Source organism: Streptomyces sp. NBC_01275 (genome assembly GCF_026340655.1).
Classification (GTDB): Bacteria; Actinomycetota; Actinomycetes; order Streptomycetales; family Streptomycetaceae; genus Streptomyces.
The window spans coordinates 6,416,242-6,439,470 of record NZ_JAPEOZ010000001.1 but is presented as its reverse complement, the minus strand read 5'-3'; the positions used below and the strand labels follow the sequence as shown (position 1 = coordinate 6,439,470).

Sequence of the window (23,229 nt, the reverse complement as noted above, 5' to 3'; positions counted from 1 at the left end):
CGCCACAGATGAGCGCGCGCGCCCTCAATTGGCCGCGCGCGCCCTCTTGTTGACCCCCGCTTTACCTGCCACGCTGACAGCACCCCCACTTGTGAACTTGTGCAGTGCCCCCTAGGCGTCTTCGGCGCCGGGCGTCAACCATCGGGGGATTCGCAGGAGGTGCTCAGCCCATGCTCGTCCGCGACGCCATGAGCACGGTGGTCCTCACCATCGGCCCGGCACACACCCTCCGTCAGGCCGCCGCCCTGATGTCCGCCCGCCGGGTCGGCGCGGCTCTCGTCCTCGACCCGGACGCCGGCGGCACCGGCATCCTCACCGAGCGGGACATCCTCAACTCGGTGGGCCTGGGTCAGGACCCGGACATCGAGCGCACCCACGCCCACACCACCAACAACGTGGTGTTCGCCGCCCCGACCTGGACTCTGGAGGAGGCGGCCCGCGCCATGGCGCACGGCGGCTTCCGCCATCTGATCGTCCTCGACCGCGGCGAGCCGGCCGGCATCGTCTCGGTCCGCGACATCATCCGCTGCTGGGCGCCGGCCCGCCAGCAGGTCTCCGTCTGAGCACGCCGACCGACGCGGCACCCACAGACCCAGCGACCGACCCCGCACACGACCCCGCACACACAGACAGGCCGGACTCCCTCCCAGGGAAGTCCGGCCCGTCCGCTCACGACAAGCGGTCCAGTGCCGTCCGTCGCACAGGGCCCTGACCCGCGACGTCCAGCCACTTGCCGTAGTCTCCGTCGGCCCGCCTTCTGGCCAAAACCGCTCCAGAATCCTACAATGGACAATGTCTAAGTCAAGCTGGCCTCTAAAGTCACACCCATTCGGGACCTGGTCCCCCTGCTGTTAGGCTGGTCGTCATGAGTGACCTTCTGGAGCGGCTGCGCGGACGCGGATGGCGGATGACCGCGCAGCGGCGCGTCGTGGCCGAGGTGCTCGACGGCGAACACGTCCACCTGACGGCCGACGAGGTGCACTCCCGGGCCGTCGCCAAGCTGCCCGAGATCTCCCGGGCGACCGTCTACAACACGCTGGGCGAGCTGGTCTCCCTCGGCGAGGTGCTCGAGGTCGCCACCGACAAGCGCGCCAAGCGGTACGACCCCAACGCGCACCGTCCGCACCACCACCTGGTCTGCGCCCGGTGCGGCGCGATCCGCGACGTCCACCCGACCGGGAACCCGCTGGCCGACCTCCCCTCCTCCGAGCGCTTCGGCTTCACGGTCTCGGACGTCGAGGTGACGTACCGCGGGGTCTGCCCGAACTGCGCGGCGGCGTAGCGGCTTTCTTCGCTTTCCTCCTGAGCCCCGGCGCCCTGGGTGTCGGGGCTCGGCGCTGCGCGTGACCTTCCCGAATCTGACGGCCCGTCATATCTTCGTTCTCGTGGCAGAGCCGTATCCGAAACTCAGCGCACACGATCTGACCCGAACCTTCGGCCGGGGCCCGCGCGCGGTCGACGCCCTCGGCCCCCTCGACATCTCCGTCGCCCCCGGCGAGTTCGTCTGCGTGCTCGGCCCCTCGGGCTGCGGCAAGTCCACGCTGCTGCGCATCGCGGCGGGCCTGCTGCGGCCGAGCACCGGAACACTTCGGATCCGCACCGCGAGCCCCCGCCCCGCGGCCATGATCTTCCAGGACTACGGCATCTACGACTGGAAGACGGTCCGCGCGAACGTCCGCTTCGGCCTGGACGTCCAGCGCGTCCCGCGCCGCGAGGCGAACGCCCGCGCCGACGACTGGCTGGCCCGCATGGGGCTGACCGACTTCGCGGACGCGTACCCGGCGACGCTGTCCGGCGGCATGCGCCAGCGCGTGGCCATCGCCCGCGCTCTGGCCGTCGAGCCCGAGATCCTGCTCATGGACGAGCCGTTCGCCGCCCTCGACGCCCAACTGCGCACGATCCTCCAGGACGAGCTCCTCGACCTCACCCAGACGACCCGCACCACCACCCTGTTCATCACCCACAGCCTGGAGGAGGCGATCGTCCTCGGCGACCGCGTCCTGACGATGTCCGCCAGGCCCGGCCGGATCGTCGCCGAGCACCGCCCGCCGTTCCCGCGCCCGCGCACCGGTGAGATCCGGGCCACGCCGGAGTTCACGGCCCTGAAGGGCGAGCTGTGGGACCTGCTGCGCAAGGAGGCGGCACCGGCATGAGCACCCTGCTGAAGAACCCGGCCGAGTCGGTCCTGGTCCGCCGCCCGGGCCCGGAGGAACGGCGCCCCGTCCGTACCCACCGCCGCCGCAGAGCCCTGGAACTGTCTCTGGCGGTGGCCGTCCCGCTGCTGCTGGTCCTGCTGTGGCAGCTGGCGGCCGCCCAGGGCTGGATCGACGACCGGGTCTATCCGGCCCCCTCCACGATCCTCGCCGACGGCTGGGACCGGGCCGCGGCCGGCGAGCTGTGGCCGGACGTGTGGGCCACCCTGAAACGCGTCCTGGCCGGCTACGCGATCGGTACGGCGACGGGCTATGCGCTCGGCCTGCTGATGGGGTCCCTCGCACTGGTCCGGGCTGCCCTGGAACCGCTGCTGGACGCCCTGTACGTCGTGCCGAAACTGGCCCTGCTCCCGATCTTCCTCAACATGTTCGGCCTGGGCGAGGGCCCACAGGTGGCCCTGGTGGCGGCGACGGTCTTCTTCTTCGTCTGGATCTCCACGATGTCGGCGGTGACGGCCGTCCCGTCCGGCCACCGCGACGCGGGCCGGGTCTTCGGGGCCTCCCCCTGGCAGATGTTCCGCCATGTCCTCCTCCCGGCCTCGCTGCCCGCCGTCCTGGTGGGCGCGCGGATCGCGGCGGGTGTGGCGGTTCTGGTCATCGTCGCCTCGGAGCAGATCGCCGCGACCGACGGCCTGGGCCACCTGATCTTCGACTCCCGCGCGCTGTTCCAGAACGACGTGATGTTCGTCGGGATCGTCTGCGTGGCCGCGCTGGGAGTCGTCTTCTCCGAGGTCGTACGACTCCTGGGCCGCCTGCTCACCCCCTGGGCACCGAGGGACCGAGGACGGGGGCAGTCATGACCGCACGAACGCGAGAACGAGAACGAGGACTCGGGCGAGGGCGAGGGCGAGGGCGAGGGCGAGGGCGAGAAGGAGGACGGAGGCGAATGCGAGGGCGACACCACGGCTACGGCGTCGCGCTCGCCGCGGTGGGCACGGTGGGCGCGTTGCTGCTGACGGCGTGCTCATCGCCGTACGCGGGCGACGCGGCCTCGAGGACGACGGCGGGCACGCGGACGATCCGGCCCGTGGAAGGCTGCGGCACCGCCTCCTGGACGGACCCGGCGAACCTCTCCCCCACCCGCGCCCCCGCCCGCTGCCTGCCCGGCGCGCCCTCTCCCAGCCCCCTGTCCCAGCGGCGCAAGCTGACCATCGCGACGGGCACGCTGAGCGCGGAGTACGTCGCGCCGCTGGAGGTCGCGCTCGACAAGGGCGAGTTCGCGCGGGAGGGCCTGGACGTCGAGCTCAAGGTGCTCCCGACCCCCGACGCCCTGCCGTTGCTGGCCAAGGGGGACGTCGACGCGCTGTGGGCGGCGCCGGAGGCGGCGGTGATGAACGGCGTCCGAGGCGGCTTCGACATCCGCTGGGTGGCGGGCAACTTCTCCCCCGCCCCGACGTCGAAGAGCGGCCTGTGGGTGAGGCTGAAGGACGGCGAGAGCGCGACCGACGTCCCGATGTCCGGCAAACGGCTGGGCACGATGATCGGCAAGGGCTCGGTCATCGCCTACCCCCTGCAGAAGGCCCTGGATGACCACGGCGGGAGCCTGAAGAAGATCCAGTACCAGCAGCTCGGCTCGGCGGACGTGCTGACCGCGCTGCGCAACGGCGGAGTGGACTCGGCCTGGCTCCTCGACCCGGTCTGGCGCACGGTCGACGGCAAGCCCGGCTACGCCTTCCTCGGCGGCCAGCCTCAGGGCGAGCCCCTCGGCGGCCTGCTGTACGGCCCGAACCTGCTGACCGACGACGTGGACGCGGGGGTGGCCCTGCTCAGGGCCTACATCCGCACGATCGACACGTACTTCGCCTCGAACTACAAACAGGACGAGACCTTCGTCACCTATCTGGCGAAGCTGCTGAAAATCGACCGCGCGATCCTTCGCTCCACCCCCGCCCTTCGCATGGACTGGGAGATCCGCGCCGGCACCACGACCCGCCTCCAGTCCGCCTACGCGGCCCAGGGCGTCACCTCGGGCCCCGCACTCCCCGAGTCGAGAACGGTCGACCGCCGTCTGTACGAGGAGGCGGTGGGCCACAGCTGACAACGGCCGAAGGCCGGAACCCTTTCGGATTCCGGCCCTCGGCCTTCAGTAGCGGGGACAGGATTTGAACCTGCGACCTCTGGGTTATGAGCCCAGCGAGCTACCGAGCTGCTCCACCCCGCGTCGTTGAATGCAACGTTACGTGAAGACGGCGGAGGAAGGCAAATCCATAAGGCGGAAGCCTGCCTGCACCTGTTTTTCGCAGGTCGACGGCCCCCTGGTGGGCCGGGGCACCCGCCTGCAACGCCGTACGGAACTCGCCGGCTGCCCAGCGCAGCGTCACGCGGACAGCTCTTCGCGCAGCGCGTCCCGGAGCCGAGCCGCCCGCTCAGCGACTTCCGCCGGCCCCATCGACACCGCCCGGTCCGCCCAGCGCTGTCCTTCCGCAAGCTCGCCACGACGCGCGTAGACCAGGGCCAGCCGCAACGCCGCCCGCCCATGCCCCGCGTCAGCGGCCCGCGTCCACCACACGGCGGCCTCGGGCTCGCTCCCCTCGCGTGCGAGCAGCAGCCCCAGGTTGAAGGCTCCGTTGCGCGACCCGGCCTCCGCGGCCGTCCGGTACCACCGAGCGGCCTCGACCACATCGCCCCGCGCGGCGGCCAGCATTCCGACGCGCACCTGCGCCCGCCGGTGCCCCTGTGTGGCGGCCCGCTCGTACCACTCCTCGCACTCGGTCTTCTCGTGCACGATCTCCCCGAGCTCATGCGCGGGCTGCGGCGGCCGGCGGGCGTCGAGCACGGCCGCCAGCCGGTACGCGGCCTCCGCGCTCCCGCCGCCCGCGGCGCACCGCAGATGCCGCTCGGCCTCCCGCTCGTCCCCGTCACGCAGCCGCGCGATGCCGACCTGCAGCGCCGCCTCGGTGTGCCCGGCCGCGGCCGCCCGCTCGTACCAGCGCAGCGCGACCGTCTCCTCGCCCCGCCCCGCGAACAGGATCCCGAGGTTGAACGCGGCGTCGACGCTGCCCGCCTCCGCGGCCTTGGAGAACCAGGGCTCCGCACCGGCCGTGTCCCCGCCCCGGAGCAGCAGGATGGCGAGGGCGTTGGCCGCCTCCCGGTGCCCGGCGTAGGCCGCGCGCCGGTACCACTGCTCGGCCTGCGCGGTGCGGCCCTGCTCGACGCAGAGCAGGGCGAGGTTGTATGCGCCGTTGTCGTCGCCGGCGTCCATGGCGGCCCGGTACCACCGCTCGGCGGTCTGCGTCTGGCCCCGCTCGGCGTGCAGCGCGCCCAGCGCGTTCGCCGCGTTGCCGTCGCCGTCCTGGGCGGCCCGCAGCCACCAGATGGCGGCGTTCTCGGTGTCGCCGGCGTCGCGCAGCAGGAAGCCGAGCGCGCAGGCGGCCCGCGCCTCGCCGTCCTTGGCGGAGGTCAGATACCAGCGCCCGGCCTCCTTGAGCTCCCCGCGCCGCTCCAGGATCGTCCCCAGGTGCAGGGCGGCCCTGCGGTGCCCGCGCGCGGCGGACTGCCGGTACCACTGCTCGGCCTCCGCCTGCGGCGAGACACCGTTGTCAGCCCCGCTCTCACCTACGCCCGAGACCTTGCCGTCCCTGCCGTCCCTGTTCTCCCTGCCGCCCCTGCCGTCCCTGCTCTCCTGGTACTCGCTGTTCCCCTTGGTCTCCCCGGTCCCGTCGGTCCCCTTGTTTCCCTTGCGGTCGAGGGCCCGCGCCAGTCGGTACGCCGCCTCGCGGTGCCCCCGTTCGGCGGCGGCCCGCATCCACTGCTCGCCCGACCTGTCGTCCCCGCGGTGTTCCAGCAGGTCGGCGAGGGCGTACGCGCCCAGGGCGTGCCCCTGCTCGGCGGACTGGCGCAGCCAGTACTCGGCGGCGGGCTCGTCGCCGCGCTCGCGGTGGTAGCGGCCGAGCGCGTGCGCGGCCGCGGCGGAGCCGGCCACGGCGGCGACCCGCCACCAGCCGGCGGCCTCGTCGGGGTAGCCGCGCTGGTGCAGGAGGACGCCCAGGTTGTTCGCGGCGGCCCGGTCGCCGGCCGCGGTGGCCGCACGCAGATGGGGCTCGGCTCCGCCGAGGTCGCCGCGGCGCAGGAGCATGGCCCCGAGGACGCTGACCGCCTCGACGTCGCCGGCTTCCGCCGCGAGCCGCAGGCGCATCTCCTCGACGGCCTCCCCCGCCTCGACGGCCTCCGCCGTCTCGTCCCGGCTCTCGTCCGGGGTCGCTTCCTCACCGGAAGGCTGCACAAACCGCCCTGTCTCGAACAGAGTTGCCTTGTCCCCCATAACGTCCATCGTCGCACCACCTGCAACCCGGATACACCTGGTATACCGGAGCCCGTAAGGTCACTTCAGCGTTTTGTCGACATGCCCACAGAGAGACAAGTCAAACACAGTTCCCTCAACTCCCCACGGCGGCACGGCCATCGTTCCCCCGGCACATGCGTTCGCACACCAAGAAGGCCCGGATCCGTTTCCGGATCCGGGCCTTCTTCAGCAGTAGCGGGGACAGGATTTGAACCTGCGACCTCTGGGTTATGAGCCCAGCGAGCTACCGAGCTGCTCCACCCCGCGTCGTGTTCCACAACCGTACCACGACGCGGGACGCATGATCACCGCTGTTTGATCACCGCTGCGGGGCTACCCGCCACCGGAGCTGCTGCTCGGACTCGGACTGCTGCTGGGACTGCTGCTCGAACCGCTGCCGGAGCTGGGGCTCGCGCTGCTGCTCGGACTGGGGCTGGCGCTGGTCTTGCCGCCCTTGTCCGCCTCGGCCTGCGCGTCCTCGGCCCGCTGCAACGCGGCCTCGAGATCCTTCTGCGCCTTGCCGTACGCCTCCCAGTCGCTCTCCTTGAGCGCCTTCTGGCCGGCGGCGAAGGCCTTCTGGGCGTCGTCCAGAGCCGCCTTGACCGTCGGGTCGGCGGACGACGGCGGTGTGGTGGTGTCGCCGCCCTCGTCCGCAGGCGGCGTCGTGCTCTGCGCGCCGAAGACCTTGTCGAGGGCCTCGTCGAGGGTGTCCTCGAAGGCGGTGTTGCCTCCGTAGGTCACCAACACCTTCTTCAGCAGCGGGTACTTGAGCCCGCCGCCGCGCACATAGACCGGCTCCACATACAGCAGTCCTCCGTCGAGCGGCACCGTCAGCAGGTTGCCGTACTCGATGTCGGAGTCGCCGCCCTTCAGAAGTCTGATGGACTCGGCGATGTCCTGTTCGGAGTTGAACTGGCTCTGAACCTGTTTGGGTCCGTCGACGGTCGTGCTCGTCGGCAGTTTCAGGACTCTGATCTTGCCGTAGTCGGGCGTGCCCGCCTCGGAGTCGACGGCCATGAACGCGCTGAGGTTGTCCCGGCCGTTGGGCGTGAACGTCGTCGTCAGCGAGAACGCCTGCGCCTTCTGGTCGGGCATCTTCATGCTCAGGTAGTACGGCGGCACCGCGTCGCCCGACTTGTTGCTCGGGTCGTCCGGCACCTGCCACACCTCACTGCCGCTGAGGAACGTCGTCGCGTCCTTCACGTGGTAGCGGGTGAGCAGTTCGCGCTGGACCTTGAACAGGTCCTGCGGGTACCGGAGATGGGCCATCAGTGCGTCCGAGATGGAGGACTTGGACTTCACCGTGCCGGGGAAGGCCTTCATCCAGGTCTTCAGGACCGGGTCGGCGGTGTCCCACTGGTAGAGCTTGACCTCGCCCGTGTACGCGTCGACGGTCGCCTTCACCGAGTTGCGGATGTAGTTGACCTGGTTCTGCTGGGCGACCACCGCGCGGTTGTCGTTGGTCGCGGTCAGCGAGTCCGCCGTCGTGTCGCCGAGGGTCGTACGGGAGGCGTACGGATAGCCGTTGGTGGTCGTGTACGCGTCGACGATCCACTGGATCTTGCCGTCGACCACGGCCGGGTAGGCGTCGCCGTCGATGGTCAGCCACGGGGCGACCGCCTCGACGCGCTCCTTCGGCGTGCGGTTGTACAGGATCCGCGAGCCCTCGCCGATCGCTCCGGAGTACAGGATCTGCGGCTCGCCGAACGCCACCGCGTACGCGGCCCGGTTGACCGGGTTGGAGAGGTTGACCCCGCTCTTGCCGGTGTAGCTGGTGGTCTTCTCACCGTTGTCGTCGGAGTAGTCGATCTCCTTCTGGGGACCGCCGACGATCGAGTACGTGGTCGTCTTCTCGCCGTAGTAGATCCGCTGCTGGTACGTGCCCAGGTCGCCCTCGGAGGGCAGGTTGGACTCGGTGAAGAGCGGACGGCCCTCGGAGTCGGCGGTGGTGCCGTTGGCGGCGACCACGCCGTAGCCATGGGTGTAGCGGAAGTGGTTGTTGATCCAGTTCTGCTTGTCGACGCCCGCGAGGTTCAGCTCGCGCAGACCGATGACCGTGTCCTCGTCCGTGCCCTTGACGTTGTAGCGGTCCACGTCGAGGTTGGTGGGGAACGCGTAGTACTTCCGCATCTGCTGGAGCTGCTGGAAGGTCGGCGACACGATGTTCGGGTCCAGGACGCGGATGCTGGCCGTGGCGTCGACGTCGTCGCGCAGCTCGGTCTTGTCCTTGGTCTTGCTGGTGCCCGAGTACTCGGTGACCAGCGCGCCGTCGATGCCGTAGGCCTCGCGCGTCGCCTTGAGGTTCTTCTCGACGTACGGCGCTTCCTTGGCCTGCTCGTTCGGCTGGACCTGGAACTTCTGGACGATCGCGGGGTACAGCCCGCCGATGAGGATCGCCGAGAGCACCATCAGGCCGAAGCCGATGACGGGCAGCTGCCAGGTGCGCCGCCACAGGGTGGCGAAGAACAGCAGGGCGCAGATGACGGCGATGCAGAACAGGATCGTCTTGGCCGGCAGATAGGCATTGGCGTCGACGTACCTGAGGCCTGTCCAGTTGTCGGTGGCCTTGAAGTCGCTGGACTTCACGGCCAGCCCGTACCGGTCGAGCCAGTAGGCGACCGCCTTCAGGGTGACGAAGACGCCCAGGAGCACCGAGAGGTGTCCGGTGGCGGCGGAGGTGGCCCGCGCGCCGGGGCTCGTGACGCGCAGCCCGCCATACAGGTAGTGGGTGAGCGCGGCGGCGATCAGGGAGAGGATCGTGGCGGCGAAGCCGAAGCCGAGCAGGAACCGGTACCAGGGCAGGTCGAAGGCGAAGAAGGACACGTCGAGGTGGAACTGCGGGTCCTTCTGGTGGAAGGGCACGCCGTTGACCCACATCAGCCAGGTCCGCCACTGGCCGGCGGCGGAGGCTCCCGCGATCAGGCCCACCAGGGAGGTGATGCCGAACAGCAGCCACTTCTTGTAGGGCGCGATGCCCATGCGGTAGCGGTCGAGGCTCTGCTGCTCCACCGACATGGCGCTCAGCGGCGGCCGCATCCGATGGGCCAGCCAGATGTTGAATCCGACCGCGAGGGCCATCAGCAGACCGAAGACGAAGAACAGTCCGATCTTCGTCCACAGCATGGTGGTGAAGACCGACGAGTACTTCACCGAGCGGTACCAGAGCCAGTCCGTCCAGAACCCGGCGAACATGGTGAACGCCATGCCGAGCACGGCGAGGACGCCCAGTGTCATGAGCAGGGTCCGGACGCGCCGGGACGGGCGGCCCACTCTCATCCGCGGCCCCGTGGGGCCTCCGCCGCGGTCCGGCATCTGGAAAGCCAAGGTGCGCACCTCGAAAGTCGCAGTTGATCCGTCAGGCCCGCGGGTTCGTGGGCCGTCCATGGCCCCCCGTGATCGCGGGCCCACACCTATGCAACTTACTCACCGTTTACTCGGTTCCCGATTCCGCCCGGGAACGAGAGAGGATTGTGACCATGTCCAACACTCCCATGGCGGCGAGCCCGCTCACCCGGGCCGTACTCGAGATCGACGAGTACGCCTCCGGCCTCGGCTGGGACCAGCCCGCCCGCCTCTTCGCCCTCGTAGACACCGCACGGCTGCGGGCCCAGGAACCCGCGCTCGCCGCGCAGCTCGGCCTTCAGGACGAGCCCGCGACGACCGGTCTCACCCCGATCGAGCAGGACGAGGTGCCGACGGACAAGCCCCTCGACGAGTTCCTCGCCACGATCGCCTGGCCCGACGCGGTGGTCGGCTGCGCCCTCACCGTGGAGCGGCTGATGCTGCCCCCGTCCGCCGAGGCCCAGGTCCCGCAGGGGCTGAGCGACGCGAAGCTGACGAAGTGGGTGGCCGAGCACCCCGCGCGTCAGGAGGTCCGGATGACGGTCGCGGTGCTGCGCGACGGCACCCGCGACTCGGCCCTACGTCTGCGCGAGAAGGACGCCCCGACGGAGGTCCTCACCGGCGCGGGCCTGGTCCCCGGCCTTGCGGAGGCGCTGTCGGCGACCTTCGAGGAGTAGCCGGGCGGGTTTCGCGGAGCAGCCCGGCGGATCGCTGAGGAGTGGCCCGGCGGGCTGCTTCGGCTACGTCGGCCACTTCGCCCGCTTCGGTTACTTCGCCCGCTTCGGTTACTTCGTCGTGCACTTCGGCAGGTCGGCGGTGTCGCCGCTGCGGATGTCCTTCAGCGCGCCGAGGGCGTCGTCGATGGTGTTCACCTTGACGAGCCTGAGCCCCGAAGGGGTGTCCTTGGCGGCGGCCGCGCAGTTGTCGGCGGGGGTCAGGAAGTACCGGGCTCCCTGGCTGCGCGCGCCGACCGTCTTCAGCTCGATGCCGCCGATCGGACCGACCTTGCCGTCGTCGTCGATGGTCCCGGTGCCGGCCACGAACGTGCCGCCGGTCAGACTGCCCGGGGTGAGCTTGTCGTAGATGCCGAGGGCGAACATCAGGCCGGCGCTGGGGCCGCCGACGTCGGCCAGCTTGATGTCGATGGTGAACGGGAAGGTGTGGTCGGTCCCGGCCGAGATCCCGACGATGGCGCGCTTCTCGCCGCTGTCGTCGGAGGTCGCGGTGGTGATGGTGATGTCCTGGGTCTTGGTCGCCGTCTTGTTCGCCTTCTCGGCGGCGGCCTGTTCCTTGGCCGGAACGATCGTGAACACGACGTCCTCGCCCGGCTTGTGCTCGGTCACCAGCTTCGCGACGTCGCCCGGCTCCTTCACCGCGGTCCCGTCCACGGCCTTGATCACATCGCCGGCGTGCAGCCTGCCCTCCGCCGGGGACCCCTTCACCACGGTGGACACGATCACCCAGGACTTCACCGGGACGTCCAGCTCCTTCAGGGCCGCCACCTTGGCGCTCTCCTGGGACTGGCTGAACTCCTCGGCGTTCTCCTGGGTGGACTGCTCCTCGGTCTTGCCGTCCGGGTACAGCGTGTCGTGCGGCACGACCTTGTTGTCGTGCGCCAGCCATCCGTAGACGGCCTCCACGAGGTTCATCCGGTAGTCGGCGCTGGTGACCCGCACGGTGGTCATGTTCAGATGACCGCTCGTCGCGTACGTCTTCCGTCCGGAGATCTGCAGCACCGGCTCGCCGTCGTGATCGCCGAGCGTGTTCACCGTCGGCCCCGGGGACATCTCCGCATACGGCACGGGGATGAGCACTCCCGCGCACAGGAGCGCGATCAGCATCAGGGTGGAGGCGAGCATCGTCGCGGTGCGGCGTGGCATGCCTCGACATTACGGGACGCCTCTGTCAGCGCACCGTCAGGGCCACCACCCGGGTCACGTACGGGAGTGCGGCCGCTCCATGGCCTCGCGGAACCGGGCGTACCCGTCCAGTTCCGGGCCGTCGCCGCGCGCCTTGCGGGTGCGGTTGGCCCAACTCCCCCACAGGCCGGCGCCGACCGCGGCCACCAGCGGAATCAGCAACCAGGCGAGCGCAGCCACGCCGACCTCCCAACCCCGAACCCCAACTGACTGATCAGCAGATTAACCATCCGTACGGACAACGCTCACGCCAGGGGTGCGGTTACGCAACTCAGCAGGCCGGGTGTGGGTGGGCTCAGCAGGCGCCGACCCACTCCTCGGTGCCGTCCGAGAACGTCTGGTGCTTCCAGATCGGCACCTCGTGCTTGAGGTCGTCGATCAGCTTCCGGCAGGCCTCGAAGGCCTCCCCCCGATGCGGGCACGAGACGGCGACGACCACCGCGAGATCACCGACCCTCAGGTCCCCGATCCGGTGCACCGCGGCCAGGGCCCGCACCGGGTACTCGGCGACGACCTTCTCCGCGATCCGCCGCATCTCCGCCTCGGCGCTGGGATGGCAGGAGTACCCGAGCGCGTCGACGTCGGCGCCCCCGTCGTGGTTGCGCACCGTGCCCACGAACAGCGCCGTCCCCCCGGCCGCGTCGTCCCCCACGGCCCGGAAGACCTCGTCGAGCGAGAGCGCGGAGTCACGAACGGCGATGAGCTTCACGGGGTCCTGCGCCGCCTGCTCGCCGGGATGGTCGTCAGTGGATGCCATGCCTCCATCGTGCCGCACGTCCATGATCAGGGGGAATAGCGTGATCGCCCGGTACGCGCGCGTGGAGGTTTGGAACTTCCTACCTCCGTCGAGCCTTCCCGCCTCCGCCGGGCCTTCCCGCCTCCGCCGGGCCTTCCTGCCTCAGGTCGGGCCTTCCTACCTCCGCCGGGCCTTCCGAGCCCGCCGGACCACGGCCGCCGCGCCCAGCAGAGCCACCGTCGCGCCGGCCGCACCCGCCGCCGTGGCGTCCTTGCGGCCCAGCCGCCGCCCGACCACCGTGTGCCGCCCGGCCACCTCCTCCAGCAGCTCCGCGAGCACCTCCTCGTTGGTCCACTGCGCCCGCCACCCCGCGTCGTGCAGCCGGCTCCCGCTCACCACCCAGGGGTACATCGTGTACGCCAGATCTCCCGCGGGAGAGGGCGTCAGCCCGATCCGGTGCAGCCGGGCCGCCGCGCCCAACGCGACCGCCGACGGCAGCTCCATCCGCCGGATCCCGCTGAGCTCCTCGACCTCCTCCTGCTCCAACCAGCCGTCGCACCCGACGGCCAGCTCACCGTCGACCTTCTCCAGGACGGCGTACTCCAGAGCGCTGCACAGGTCCTCGACGTGGCAGAACTGCCAGGCCGGACGGGACCCGGCCACCACCAGCAGCCGCGGCGACTCGAAGTACCGGGTCAGCGCGGTGTCCGTGCCGCCCACCAGCACCGCAGGACGCACCACGGTGACGTTGAGCCCCGGATGCGCCCGAGGCGCCCGCCGTGCCAGCCGTTCGATCTCCAGCAGATCGCCGACCCCGGTCGCCTCCGCCGTCGCCCGCAGCTCCGCGTCCTCCGACAGCGGCAGCTCGTTGTCCTCCAGCGCCCCGTAGACCATCGCGGAGGTGCACAGCACCACCCGGTGCACCCCGGCCGCCGCGGCGGCGGTCAGCACGGTCTGCGTCCCCCGCACGTTGTAGGCCGTCCGGGCGGCGGCCTCACTCCCCAGGTCGAGGTCGAGCGCCAGATGGACCACGACGTCCGCCCCGCGCAGCTTCTCGGCGATGGCGGGGTCGCGGACGTCGAGGATGTGCCACTGCGCCGCGTCGCACTCGCCCCGCCGCTCGTCGATCGCGACGACCTGCCTGACCTCCTCCGACGCGGCGAGCCGCTCGGTGAGCAGTGCGCCGACCCCGGTCGCGGCGCCGGTCACGGCGACGACCGGCCCGCGCGCAGAGCCAGGGGTTGAGTGGTTTCGCGCTGCGCGAACCTGCGGATCTGGGGAACTCACCCGGTGTCTCCAGCGGTTGTCTTGGCATACGGGCGCGAGTGACGCGTACGTACCAGGTGGCATCCATCCTGCCGCAGGCCAGGAGTCGGCGAAGCACCGAGGCCCGATCGAGCCCCGGGGTGTCTACGCTGGGTGGTGTTGCAGGGCAGCCGCGCCGCCGGGCGAGACCCGGTGGCCTTACCAGCCGAGGAACCCCGTGAGTGACACCCCATTCGGATTCGGCCTTCCGCCGGAGGAGCCGGAAGACGGCGACGAGGGCAAGAAGAAGGACTCGCACAGCGGCGGTGGTCAGGGACCGGCCAACCCGTTCGGTTTCGGCGGGCTGCCCGGCGCCGGAGGCTTTGGCGGCCCCGGTGCGGACAATCCGCTCGCGGCCATGTTCGGTTCGCTGAACCCCACCGACCTGGGCGCCGCGTTCCAGCAGCTGGGCCAGATGCTCTCCTACGAGGGCGGTCCGGTGAACTGGGACATGGCCAAGCAGATCGCCCGCCAGACGGTGTCCCAGGGCACCTCCGACGGCGTCAAGGACGCGAGCATCGGCCCGGCCGAGCGCACCGCGGTCGAGGAGGCCGTCCGCCTCGCCGACCTGTGGCTGGACGACGCGACGTCCCTGCCGTCCGGCGCCGGCTCGGCGGTGGCGTGGTCGCGCGCCGAGTGGGTCGAGGCGACGCTGCCCGCGTGGAAGGAGCTGGTGGACCCGGTCGCCGAGCGCGTCGGCGCGGCCATGGGCGACGTCCTGCCGGAGGAGATGCAGGCCATGGCGGGCCCGCTGATCGGCATGATGCGCTCGATGGGCGGGGCGATGTTCGGCCAGCAGATCGGGCAGGCCGTCGGCGTGCTCGCGGGCGAGGTCGTCGGCTCGACCGACATCGGCCTGCCGCTCGGCCCGGCCGGCCGGGCCGCGCTGCTGCCGGCGAACATCGAGGCGTTCGGCAAGGACCTCGGCGTGTCGAAGGAGGAGGTGCGGCTCTATCTCGCCCTGCGCGAGGCCGCCCACCAGCGACTCTTCGCGCATGTGCCGTGGCTGCGCTCGCACCTGTTCGGTGCGGTCGACGGCTACGCGCGCGGGATCAAGGTCGACACCGCGAAGCTGGAGGACGTGGTCGGCCAGTTCGACCCGCAGAACCCCGAGCAGCTGCAGGACGCCCTCCAGCAGGGCATGTTCCAGCCGGAGGACACCCCGCAGCAGAAGGCCGCCCTGGCCCGGCTGGAGACGGCTCTGGCGCTCGTCGAGGGCTGGGTGGACGCGGTGGTGCACGCGGCCGCGAAGCCGCGTCTGACGTCCGCGGACGCGCTGCGCGAGACCCTGCGTCGGCGCCGCGCCACGGGCGGTCCGGCGGAGCAGACGTTCGCGACGCTGATCGGTCTGGAGCTGCGTCCGCGCCGGCTGCGCGACGCCTCCCGTCTGTGGGCCTCGCTGACGGACGCGCGCGGTGTCGACGGCCGGGACGCCCTCTGGGCCCACCCGGACATGCTCCCCACGGCCTCCGACCTGGACGATCCGGACGGCTTCGTGCACCGCGAGCAGCTGGACTTCTCCGAGCTGGACAAGATGCTCGGCGAGGCGGCGAGCGGCGGCCTCGGCGAGAAGCCGAACCTGAAGAAGGACGACGGCAAGAAGGACGACGACAAGGGCGACGACACCGAGTGACTCTGTACGACGACGCGGTCCTCGTCCTGAAGGGGCACGAGGGCCAGGAAGAGCTGCGCCAGAGCTACCTGGATCACCTGGCCGCGCATCCGGACGGCATGTGGAAGGCCTGCGGGGACGGGCACATCACGGCGAGCGCGCTGGTGATCGACCCTGAGCGGGGCCGGGTGCTGCTGACCCTGCACAAGAAGCTGCGGATGTGGCTCCAGATGGGGGGCCACTGCGAACCGGGCGACGAGACGCTGCCGGCCGCCGCACTGCGCGAGGCCACCGAGGAGTCCGGCATCGGCGGGCTGACCCTGCTCCCCGGCGGCCCCGTGCGCCTGGACCGGCATCACACGCCGTGCGCGTGGCACTACGACGTTCAGTACGCGGCGCTCGCCCCGGCCGACGCCGTGGAGGCGATCAGCGACGAGTCCCTCGACCTGCGCTGGTTCGCCTACGAGGAGGTCGCGGATGTCGCGGACGAGTCGGTCGTACGGCTGCTGGAAGCGACCCGCGCCCGGCTCTGAACGGGTAAGGGGCGGCCGCCTGGACGGTCGCCCCTTACGTCTGTTTTCCGGACGGTCAGCTCCAGACGTTGCCCTGGTTCTGCGCCCGCGCCCCGTGCTGGCCCATCCCGTACTGCGCGGCGAGGCCGGAGCCGATCGCCGCGTTCTGCGGCGGCAGCAGCTCGCTGGGCTGGACGAGGGCGAAGCCGGTGCCCATGAAGCTGAGCTCCCAGCCCTCCCCGGTGTTGCCGCGCCGGCGCCACACCCCGGAGGAGTGCGTCTGTGCCTGCATCTGCACGCGCAGCCCGGTCGACCAGGCGACGATCGCGTCGGCGTCGCAGTTGACGTACCGGTCGGGCGTGACCTGCATCATCAGCGGCGCGCCCGAGGTCATCAGGGCGACCCTGCCCCGGCCGGTGATGTTGAGCTGGTACTTCCCGGAGCCGGAGATGCCGTACTGGCTGTCGACGGCGATGACCTCGTGGTGCAGCGAGGAGTCCATGGCCAGCACATAGCTGCTGTCCACGGTCAGCCCGTCCTGCTCGACGTCCACGAGGTGGACGTGCTGGGCGAGGTTGGCGAGGTAGACGGTGCCCTGTCCGTGACAGCGCATCAGGTCCAGGCCCTCGCCGGTGTACGCACGCGCGCGTCCCTGCTGGTTGCTCTGGTACTCGGCGTCGAACTCCATCAGTCCCTGGTAGGCGACCATCGTGCCCTTGCGGGCGAGGATGTCGTCGTGGCCCTCCAGGGTGACGCGGAGCATGTGCTTGTTCTGCAGGCTCCAGCGCTCCTGGGTCTGCAGGTCGTTGTGGGCGAACAGTGGGCTCTGCATGGTGTGGTGTTCCCCCTCAGCCCCGGAGCCGGAGACGGTCGGTGCTGTCCTCGCTGGGCTGGACGACGACGATGCCCTGGCCGGAGAAGGCCATCTGGTAGGCCTCGCCGCTGCCCCGGCCGATGAGCGACTGCGCCTTGAAGCTGCGCTTTCCCTTCACCTTGAGGTTCGGGGACCAGGCGACGAGCGCGTCGGGGTCGACGTACGTCTCGTCCTCGCCGCCGCCGCAGTCGACGACGATCGGCTTGCCCCGGGAGGTCAGCGCGACCCAGCCCTGCCCGGAGATCTTGGTGTTCCACAGGCCCTGTCCGGCGAACTTCGCCAGCCCCTTGACCCGCTCGACGCCCCAGGTGAGGTGGGCGTCGAAGGCGAGGAGGTTGGTGGCGTTGACGGAGATGCCGTCGCCGTTGAGGTTGATCACGACGACGTTGGCGCCGTAGTCGGCAAGGTAGAGCAGACCGTCGCCGGTGCACTTCATCAGGGGCGCGCCCTCGCCGGTCATCCAGTCGCGCGCGATCTGGCGCACGGCCGGCGGGTTGGGCTCGTACTGGACGAAGCCTTCGTAGGCGACCATCGAGCCCACGCGCGCGAAGAGGTCGTTTCCGGTCTGCATGGCGACCTTCAGCATGTGGTTGCCGTGGTTCTCCATGCGGGCGGTGACGGGTGCGGGGGCATAGCCCGCGAGCGGCTGGTTCATGACGGGCTCCCTCAGACCTCGTACGGCTGGACGACGATGAAGTTGCCGGGCGCGCCCCGGAACTGGAGGTTGACGCTCTCTCCGGTGTCGCCGGGGTAGGCGTTGCGGCGCATCCGCACCTGGCTGGAGACGACCACCTGGGAGGCGGCCGACCAGGCGACCACGGCGTTGCAGTCGGCGAACGTGGTGGGGGTGACCGGCAGGACGACGGGCGTGCCGTGCGTCTTCACGACGATCGTGCCGGTGCCCTGGAACTGCATGGTGAACAGCGCGCCGCCGGGGATGCCGTGGCCCTCGATCCGGCGGACCTCGTACTGGAGGCTCTCGTCGAAGGCGAGGACGTTCTCGGCGGAGACGCAGATGCCGTCGCCCTGGAGCTCGATGGGGTGCAGCATCGTGGAGTTCTCGGCGAGGAAGACCTGTCCCTGGCCGGTGCAGCGCATCAGCTGCATCTCCTGGCCGGTCGCGTTGCCCACGATCCGGCCGGCGAAGCCCGCGCCCTTGTAGCTGAAGTCGACCTTGCCCTGGTACAGCACCATGCTGCCCTGCCGGGCGAGCACGGGCTGGCCCCCCATGCCGAGGTCGACGCGGATCAGCTTCTTGTTCTGCTGCGTCCAGCGCTGCCCGGTGGGGGTCTCCTTGAACTGCTGGAGCGCGGCGGCCACTCCGGTGCCGCCCTGGGGCGCGCCCTGCGGCACGCCGTACGCCTGCTGGCCGGGGACCTGGCCGAACGGGGGCTGCTGGCCGTAGCCGGGCGGGGCCTGCTGGCCGTAGCCGGGGGGCATCGGGGCCTGGGGCGCCTGGGGCTGGCCGTAGCCGGGCGGCATCGAGGCGGGCGGCGCGGCGGGCTGGCCGTACGGCTGCTGCTGCGGCGGCTGGTTGTACGGCGGCTGGGGCTGGCCGTAGGGCGCGGGGGCCGGGGCCGGCGGCGGGACGTGGCCGCCGCCGGGCGGGGTCAGGGGCGCGACGATGGTCGGCGCGGCGTGCACCGAGGGCGCGGGCGCCGGGCCGGGCGGCGGGGTCGCTCCGGGCGGCGGCGCGAAGCCCTGTGCGGCGGGCTGCGGCTGCTGCGGGGCGGGAGCGGGCGCCGGGACGGGGGCCGACGGGGTGCCGAACGCGGGCGGGGCGAAGCTGGGAGCGGCGCCGGTCTGCGGCTGCTGCTGCGGGGCCGCGGGGGCCTCCTCCTCCATCACCTCGCCGCCGAAGTTCTTCAGCAGCGCTTCCAGACCGCCGTCGAAGCCCTGCCCGACGGCCGCGAAGCGCCACACGTCCTTCAGATAGAAGTCGCCCAGCATCACGGCCCGCTCGGTGGTGAACTCCGAGCCGTTGAACGCGTACCGGGCCACCTCCTCGCCGCCCGCGACGATACGGACATAGCCGGGACCGACCTGCGACATCTGACCGGCGCCGTCGATCGTCGCCGTGAACGCCAGCTTGTGGATCTGCGGCGGGATCTGGTCGAGGGTGATGCGGAAGGACTCCGTGTCGCCCGCCTGGGCGCCCAGGAGCTGGATGGACTCCTCGGGGGACTTCGGCTGGTTGAAGAAGACGAAGTACCGGTCGTCCGAGAGCCGTTCGTCGGCGTCGAGGCCGAAGCAGCTGATGTCGAAGGACAGGCCGGGGCCGGTGATCTGCACGCCTACGTACAGATCGGTGCCCGCGGTGAGGTCACTGATCCTGGCCTTGTGGCCGCGTTGGAATTCCCTGGGCATGCGTAACGACCGTCCCCCATCCCGATTGCGAGTGCGTCGCGTCAGGCTAACGTCAATCTCGGACAACGCACGATGTCGGTACAGACCCGGTACACAACCGGCCTCCCCCACGCGCGCGGGTCACTCCTCTCGCGCGCCGGGCAGGTGGGGCAGCCGTTCGGCGGCGACCACGCCCTCCAGGTAGCCGCGGGCCCGCTCGGTGCGCGGGTAGGCCTCCAGCAGCCGCCAGAAGTCGGGGCCGTGGCCGGGCACGAGCAGGTGGGCGAGCTCGTGGGCGAGGACGTAGTCGATGACGTACTCGGGCATGCCCTTGAGGCGGTGCGACAGGCGGATGCTGCCCTCGGCCGGCGTGCACGAGCCCCAGCGGGTGTTCTGGTTGGTCACCCAGCGGACCGAGGTGGGGCGGGCCCGGCCGCCGAAGCACTGGGCCGACAGCCGCTCGGCGCGCTCGGCCAGCTCGGCGTCGCCGGGCACGCGCCGGCTCTCCTGGGCGGCCAGCTTGTCGAGCATGACGCTCACCCAGCGTTGCTCCTCCGCCTCGGACATCCGGGCAGGGATGAGCACGACGGTGCGATCGCCCTCGCGGTACGCGGAAACCGTCCGACGTCGACGGGCGCTTCTGCGAACCTCGATCGCGCTCGTCCCCGAGCCGCTCGGCGGCTGGCTCGTCGTGCTGCGCTGTGTCGTTCCGGCGCGGTGCGGTGGGTCGGCGGGCACGCCCCGACGTTACCCGCTGCACACGGGGGAAGTCCCGACTCCGGGACGGTTCGGTTGCGATCACTCACTCCGCATGTGCCGCATACGACGGATTTGTACGACGAACGCCGGTGCCTGTGGACAACTTTCGGCGCGTCTCGGCGGGTCCGGGCATGCTGGCAGTCGTCGCACGAGGCCCGTCGCGAGCCGAAGGGGCTGGACGAGGGATGACGAGGGATCTGGCCGGGGATCTGGCCGGGGATTCGGCCGAGGATTCGGCCGAGGATTCGGCCGAGGATTCGGCCGAGGATTCGGCCGAGGATTCGGCCGAGGGATCTGGTGTGGGGATCCAAGAAGGATCTGGCTTAGGGATCTACGGGGGGCGTTGATGCATCCGATGGTGAAGCCCGCGCTGCGGCGCGGCTGGCGGGACCTGAACACCGTGCAGTTCGGGATGGCGCCGGCGCACGCGCTGACGCTCGGCCCGGTGGACACGGCGACGGGCAGTTTCCTCGACCTGCTGGACGGCACCCGCGGGCTCGGGCTGCTGCGGGACCAGGGCCGGCGCATGGACCTGCCCGACGGTCATGTCGACAGGCTGGTGGAGCGGCTGGCGCGGGCCGGGCTGCTGGACGACGCGCGCGGGGGCGGTCCGGACGCGGCGGCCCTGCGGGAGAAGAAGGAGGTCCTGGACCGGCTGCGCCCCGATCTCGCCTCGCTGTCCCTGACCACGTCGGAACCGGGCGAGGCGATGGGGCGCCTGGCCGCCCGACGCGAGCTGCGGGTGCAGGTGCGGGGCGCGGGACGGGTCGGTGCGCTGCTGGCGTCGCTGCTGTCGGGTGCGGGTGTGGGCCAGGTGGACGTGTGCGACGGCGGCCGGGTCGAGCCGGAGGACGTCGCGCCGGGCGGGCTGCCCGCCGAGGCGGTCGGCGAGCGCCGGGACGAGGCCGCCCGTCGTGCGGTCCGCCAGGCGGCCCCGGACCGCCCGGACCGCAGGAGCGCACGGTCACCGGCCGAGGCGGAGCGCCCCGGCTTCTCCTTGGTGATCATCGCCCCACGGGACGACGTGCCCGTGCACGCGCCCGATCCGTCGGCCGCCGAACCTCTGATCGCCTCGGGCACCCCTCATCTCTACGCCGGAGTGGTGGAGGCGACGGGCGTCGTCGGCCCGCTCGTCCTGCCCGGTGAGACGGGCTGCGCCGGCTGTCTGCAGCAGACGCGCGCCGACCGGGACCCGACCTGGCCGCGGCTGGTCGCGCAGTGGCAGTCCGGGAAACGGCGTCCGGCACGGGCCTGTGACCTGACGCTGGCCACGACGGTCGCCGGTCTCGCGGCCGCCCATGCGCTCGTCTTCCTCGACGGCCGGGTTCCCTCGAGCGCGGGGGCACGCTGGGAAGTGTCGCTGCCCACACTTCAGTGGCATGCGCGGCCGGTGTGGGCCCACTCCGCGTGCCCGTGCGGGGCCGCGGAGAAAGGTAAGCGGGAACACACCCCCGAGGACACGGCATCGCACGCGACAATGGCGGAGCAACGGCATTCGAAGGAGTTACGCCGTACGACGGACGCGGCGCGGCTGGCTGGGACCTGGAGGGCGCATGTCTGATCTTCCCCGGAAGGCGGTCACCCGAACCGCCAAGCTCGCCGCGCTCCCGCTCGGCTTCGCCGGTCGGGCGACCTGGGGCCTGGGCAAGCGGATCGTGGGCGAGTCCGCGGAGATCGTCGGCCGCGAGCTGCAGCAGCGCACGGCGGATCAGCTGTTCAAGGTCCTCGGGGAGCTGAAGGGCGGCGCGATGAAGTTCGGGCAGGCCCTGTCCGTCTTCGAGTCGGCCCTGCCCGAGGAGGTCGCCGGCCCCTACCGTGCGGCGCTGACGAAGCTCCAGGACGCGGCGCCGCCGATGCCGACGCGCACCGTGCACTCCGTGCTCGCGCAGCGGCTCGGCGAGGACTGGGCCGAGCTGTTCGTCGAGTTCGACGACAAGCCGGCCGCGGCGGCCTCGATCGGCCAGGTGCATCGCGCGGTGTGGCGGGACGGACGCGAGGTCGCGGTCAAGGTCCAGTACCCCGGAGCCGGCGAGGCCCTGCTGTCCGACCTCACCCAGCTCAGCCGCTTCGCCCGGCTGCTGGGTCCGCTCATCCCCGGCATGGACGTCAAGCCCCTGATCTCCGAGTTGCGGGACCGCGTCTCCGAGGAGCTGGACTACGCCCTGGAGGCGCAGGCCCAGCAGGCCCATGCGGAGGAGTTCGCCGACGACCCCGATGTCGTGGTCCCGGCGGTGGTCCACCAGTGCGACCAGGTCCTGGTCACCGAGTGGATGGACGGCGTGCCCCTGTCCGAGGTGATCTCCGACGGCACCCCGGAGCAGCGTGACCGCGCCGGCCAGCTGCTGTCCCGTTTCCTCTTCTCCGGCCCGGCCCGAACGGGCCTGCTCCACGCCGACCCGCACCCCGGCAACTTCCGCCTGCTGCCCGGCGGACCGGACGGCGAGGACGACTGGCGCTTGGGCGTCCTGGACTTCGGCACGGTCGACCGGCTCTCGGGCGGCCTGCCGCAGCCGATCGGCGATTCCCTGCGGATGACCCTCGACGGCGACGCGGACGGCGTCTACGACCTGCTCCGCACGGAGGGCTTCGTCAAGGAGTCCATCGAGCTGGACCCCGACGCGGTCCTCGACTATCTGCTGCCGATCATCGAGCCGGCCCGGGTCGAGGAGTTCGAGTTCACCCGCGGCTGGATGCGCAGCCAGGCGGCCCGGATCGCCGACCCGCGCTCCCCGGCCCATCAGTTGGGCAAGCAGCTCAATCTGCCTCCGGCGTATCTGTTGATACACCGGGTGACGCTGAGCACGATCGGTGTGCTGTGCCAGCTCGGCGCGAGGGTGCGGCTGCGCGAGGAGTTGGAGGAGTGGCTGCCCGGCTTCGTCCTGGAGGAGTTCGTGGAGGACTTCCTGGAGGCGGGGGACTCGGCGGCGGAGGCGTGAGGCCTCGGGTGTGAGCCGGATGTGTGAGGCGGAGGCGTGAGGCGTGAGGCGGGAGGCGTGTCGCCCAGCGGGGCTGCCGCCCGGCCTCAGGTGACGTATCTCACCACCAGGCCGGGTCCAGTCGGCCCTCGATCGCCCTGAGGTTCTTCCGCGCGCAGGCTTCGCAGAGGTAGTGCCGGACGCCGTTCTCCACGGAGCAGGTCCAGGTGACGGGCGGCGGCTCGCCTGCTCGGACGCCGCAGCGGGCGCACACAAGGGGGCGGGGCTCCGCCGGGGAGCCGCCGTGATCACTGCCTCCGGGAAGACTCGTCACTCTCGGGACGATACGCCGCGGCCGTCGGATCACCGGGCACAACGCACCGCGGGGGCCGGTCCGTTCGGACGGACCGGCCC

The 23,229-nt window shown here is 71.2% G+C and carries 21 protein-coding genes and 2 tRNA genes; 10 read left to right on the top strand and 13 right to left on the bottom strand.

The genetic code is table 11. From position 1 onward, the window contains the following. Positions 1-170 precede the first annotated feature (170 nt). From OG562_RS28625 to OG562_RS28605, 5 genes are all read left to right on the top strand, one after another. Positions 171-563, top strand: coding sequence for a cyclic nucleotide-binding/CBS domain-containing protein (locus OG562_RS28625; RefSeq protein WP_266402807.1), 393 nt, complete (start codon positions 171-173; stop codon positions 561-563). Between the two features lie 302 nt (positions 564-865). After that, positions 866-1,282 (top strand): Fur family transcriptional regulator, encoded by a 417-nt coding sequence (locus OG562_RS28620; protein WP_266402805.1) that lies wholly within the window; start codon positions 866-868, stop codon positions 1,280-1,282. Positions 1,283-1,385: 103 nt separating this feature from the next. Further along, the gene (locus tag OG562_RS28615; RefSeq protein WP_266402803.1) at positions 1,386-2,153 is read left to right on the top strand and encodes an ABC transporter ATP-binding protein; all 768 of its coding nucleotides are present in this window, start codon (positions 1,386-1,388) and stop codon (positions 2,151-2,153) included. Then, a complete protein-coding gene (locus OG562_RS28610) occupies positions 2,150-3,013 on the top strand; it encodes an ABC transporter permease (RefSeq protein ID WP_266402801.1) in 864 nt (287 codons plus the stop codon). Before OG562_RS28615 ends, OG562_RS28610 begins: the two co-directional genes overlap by 4 nt. Positions 3,014-3,099: 86 nt before the next feature. Beyond that, positions 3,100-4,251: an ABC transporter substrate-binding protein gene (locus OG562_RS28605; RefSeq protein ID WP_266402799.1), complete on the top strand. Its 1,152-nt coding sequence runs from the start codon at positions 3,100-3,102 to the stop codon at positions 4,249-4,251. A gap of 49 nt (positions 4,252-4,300) precedes the next feature. Here the strand turns inward: OG562_RS28605 and OG562_RS28600 are convergent. The 4 genes from OG562_RS28600 to OG562_RS28585 form a co-directional block, all read right to left on the bottom strand. Further along, positions 4,301-4,374, bottom strand: a tRNA-Met gene (locus OG562_RS28600). 156 nt (positions 4,375-4,530) lie between these two features. Further along, a complete protein-coding gene (locus OG562_RS28595; RefSeq protein ID WP_266402797.1) occupies positions 4,531-6,483 on the bottom strand; it encodes a tetratricopeptide repeat protein in 1,953 nt (650 codons plus the stop codon). 205 nt (positions 6,484-6,688) lie between these two features. Then, positions 6,689-6,762 (bottom strand) — tRNA-Met (locus OG562_RS28590). 66 nt (positions 6,763-6,828) lie between these two features. Further along, complete coding sequence (locus tag OG562_RS28585) at positions 6,829-9,807, bottom strand: UPF0182 family protein (RefSeq protein ID WP_266409587.1); 2,979 nt, start codon at positions 9,805-9,807, stop codon at positions 6,829-6,831. A gap of 164 nt (positions 9,808-9,971) precedes the next feature. Between OG562_RS28585 and OG562_RS28580 the strand changes: the two genes are divergently transcribed. Continuing rightward, positions 9,972-10,514: a PPA1309 family protein gene (locus OG562_RS28580; RefSeq protein ID WP_266402796.1), complete on the top strand. Its 543-nt coding sequence runs from the start codon at positions 9,972-9,974 to the stop codon at positions 10,512-10,514. 108 nt (positions 10,515-10,622) lie between these two features. Here the strand turns inward: OG562_RS28580 and OG562_RS28575 are convergent, their stop codons facing one another. From OG562_RS28575 to OG562_RS28560, 4 genes are all read right to left on the bottom strand, one after another. Continuing rightward, on the bottom strand, positions 10,623-11,717 hold the full coding sequence (locus tag OG562_RS28575) for a PDZ domain-containing protein (protein WP_266402794.1): 1,095 nt from the start codon (positions 11,715-11,717) through the stop codon (positions 10,623-10,625). Between the two features lie 54 nt (positions 11,718-11,771). Further along, positions 11,772-11,936, bottom strand: coding sequence for a hypothetical protein (locus tag OG562_RS28570; RefSeq protein WP_266402790.1), 165 nt, complete (start codon positions 11,934-11,936; stop codon positions 11,772-11,774). Positions 11,937-12,051: 115 nt separating this feature from the next. Then, positions 12,052-12,513, bottom strand: a complete 462-nt coding sequence (locus OG562_RS28565; RefSeq protein ID WP_266402788.1) for a molybdenum cofactor biosynthesis protein MoaE — start codon at positions 12,511-12,513, stop codon at positions 12,052-12,054. Positions 12,514-12,669: 156 nt separating this feature from the next. Then, a complete protein-coding gene (locus OG562_RS28560) occupies positions 12,670-13,779 on the bottom strand; it encodes an SDR family oxidoreductase (protein ID WP_266402787.1) in 1,110 nt (369 codons plus the stop codon). 196 nt (positions 13,780-13,975) lie between these two features. Here OG562_RS28560 and OG562_RS28555 point away from each other — a divergent pair, with 196 nt between their 5' ends. Together OG562_RS28555 and OG562_RS28550 are read left to right on the top strand one after the other, a co-directional pair. Next, entirely contained in the window at positions 13,976-15,430 is a 1,455-nt protein-coding gene (locus OG562_RS28555) for a zinc-dependent metalloprotease (protein WP_266402786.1), read from the top strand. After that, a complete protein-coding gene (locus OG562_RS28550; protein ID WP_266402785.1) occupies positions 15,427-15,942 on the top strand; it encodes an NUDIX hydrolase in 516 nt (171 codons plus the stop codon). The genes OG562_RS28555 and OG562_RS28550 overlap by 4 nt, the downstream gene beginning before the upstream one ends. A 55-nt stretch (positions 15,943-15,997) precedes the next feature. Here OG562_RS28550 and OG562_RS28545 read toward each other — a convergent pair whose 3' ends face one another. The 4 genes from OG562_RS28545 to OG562_RS28530 all read right to left on the bottom strand — a co-directional run bounded on the left by OG562_RS28545 (position 15,998) and on the right by OG562_RS28530 (position 19,879). Beyond that, positions 15,998-16,753 (bottom strand): AIM24 family protein, encoded by a 756-nt coding sequence (locus OG562_RS28545; RefSeq protein WP_266402784.1) that lies wholly within the window; start codon positions 16,751-16,753, stop codon positions 15,998-16,000. 16 nt (positions 16,754-16,769) lie between these two features. After that, on the bottom strand, positions 16,770-17,450 hold the full coding sequence (locus tag OG562_RS28540) for an AIM24 family protein (protein WP_266402782.1): 681 nt from the start codon (positions 17,448-17,450) through the stop codon (positions 16,770-16,772). Positions 17,451-17,461: 11 nt separating this feature from the next. Continuing rightward, positions 17,462-19,162, bottom strand: a complete 1,701-nt coding sequence (locus OG562_RS28535) for a TerD family protein (protein ID WP_266402780.1) — start codon at positions 19,160-19,162, stop codon at positions 17,462-17,464. A 120-nt stretch (positions 19,163-19,282) separates the two neighbouring features. After that, positions 19,283-19,879: a M48 family metallopeptidase gene (locus OG562_RS28530; protein WP_266402777.1), complete on the bottom strand. Its 597-nt coding sequence runs from the start codon at positions 19,877-19,879 to the stop codon at positions 19,283-19,285. 367 nt (positions 19,880-20,246) lie between these two features. Here OG562_RS28530 and OG562_RS28525 point away from each other — a divergent pair, with 367 nt between their 5' ends. After that, positions 20,247-21,461, top strand: a complete 1,215-nt coding sequence (locus tag OG562_RS28525) for a TOMM precursor leader peptide-binding protein (RefSeq protein WP_266402774.1) — start codon at positions 20,247-20,249, stop codon at positions 21,459-21,461. Beyond that, positions 21,454-22,836 (top strand): AarF/ABC1/UbiB kinase family protein, encoded by a 1,383-nt coding sequence (locus OG562_RS28520; RefSeq protein WP_266402772.1) that lies wholly within the window; start codon positions 21,454-21,456, stop codon positions 22,834-22,836. Before OG562_RS28525 ends, OG562_RS28520 begins: the two co-directional genes overlap by 8 nt. Before the next feature lie 100 nt (positions 22,837-22,936). Here OG562_RS28520 and OG562_RS28515 read toward each other — a convergent pair whose 3' ends face one another. Continuing rightward, positions 22,937-23,149: a hypothetical protein gene (locus tag OG562_RS28515; protein ID WP_266402770.1), complete on the bottom strand. Its 213-nt coding sequence runs from the start codon at positions 23,147-23,149 to the stop codon at positions 22,937-22,939. Positions 23,150-23,229 lie beyond the last annotated feature (80 nt).

What these genes read in the sequence shown, in the direction of transcription:
- OG562_RS28565 (WP_266402788.1), bottom strand. Translation starts at nt 12,513, where the DNA reads ATGGCATCCACTGACGACCATCCCGGCGAGCAGGCGGCGCAGGACCCC.
- OG562_RS28535 (WP_266402780.1), bottom strand. Translation starts at nt 19,162, where the DNA reads ATGCCCAGGGAATTCCAACGCGGCCACAAGGCCAGGATCAGTGACCTC.
- OG562_RS28575 (WP_266402794.1), bottom strand. Translation starts at nt 11,717, where the DNA reads ATGCCACGCCGCACCGCGACGATGCTCGCCTCCACCCTGATGCTGATC.
- OG562_RS28545 (WP_266402784.1), bottom strand. Translation starts at nt 16,753, where the DNA reads ATGCAGAGCCCACTGTTCGCCCACAACGACCTGCAGACCCAGGAGCGC.
- OG562_RS28540 (WP_266402782.1), bottom strand. Translation starts at nt 17,450, where the DNA reads ATGAACCAGCCGCTCGCGGGCTATGCCCCCGCACCCGTCACCGCCCGC.
- OG562_RS28595 (WP_266402797.1), bottom strand. Translation starts at nt 6,483, where the DNA reads ATGGACGTTATGGGGGACAAGGCAACTCTGTTCGAGACAGGGCGGTTT.
- OG562_RS28625 (WP_266402807.1), top strand. Translation starts at nt 171, where the DNA reads ATGCTCGTCCGCGACGCCATGAGCACGGTGGTCCTCACCATCGGCCCG.
- OG562_RS28610 (WP_266402801.1), top strand. Translation starts at nt 2,150, where the DNA reads ATGAGCACCCTGCTGAAGAACCCGGCCGAGTCGGTCCTGGTCCGCCGC.
- OG562_RS28520 (WP_266402772.1), top strand. Translation starts at nt 21,454, where the DNA reads ATGTCTGATCTTCCCCGGAAGGCGGTCACCCGAACCGCCAAGCTCGCC.
- OG562_RS28620 (WP_266402805.1), top strand. Translation starts at nt 866, where the DNA reads ATGAGTGACCTTCTGGAGCGGCTGCGCGGACGCGGATGGCGGATGACC.
- OG562_RS28605 (WP_266402799.1), top strand. Translation starts at nt 3,100, where the DNA reads ATGCGAGGGCGACACCACGGCTACGGCGTCGCGCTCGCCGCGGTGGGC.
- OG562_RS28525 (WP_266402774.1), top strand. Translation starts at nt 20,247, where the DNA reads ATGCATCCGATGGTGAAGCCCGCGCTGCGGCGCGGCTGGCGGGACCTG.
- OG562_RS28585 (WP_266409587.1), bottom strand. Translation starts at nt 9,807, where the DNA reads ATGCCGGACCGCGGCGGAGGCCCCACGGGGCCGCGGATGAGAGTGGGC.
- OG562_RS28580 (WP_266402796.1), top strand. Translation starts at nt 9,972, where the DNA reads ATGTCCAACACTCCCATGGCGGCGAGCCCGCTCACCCGGGCCGTACTC.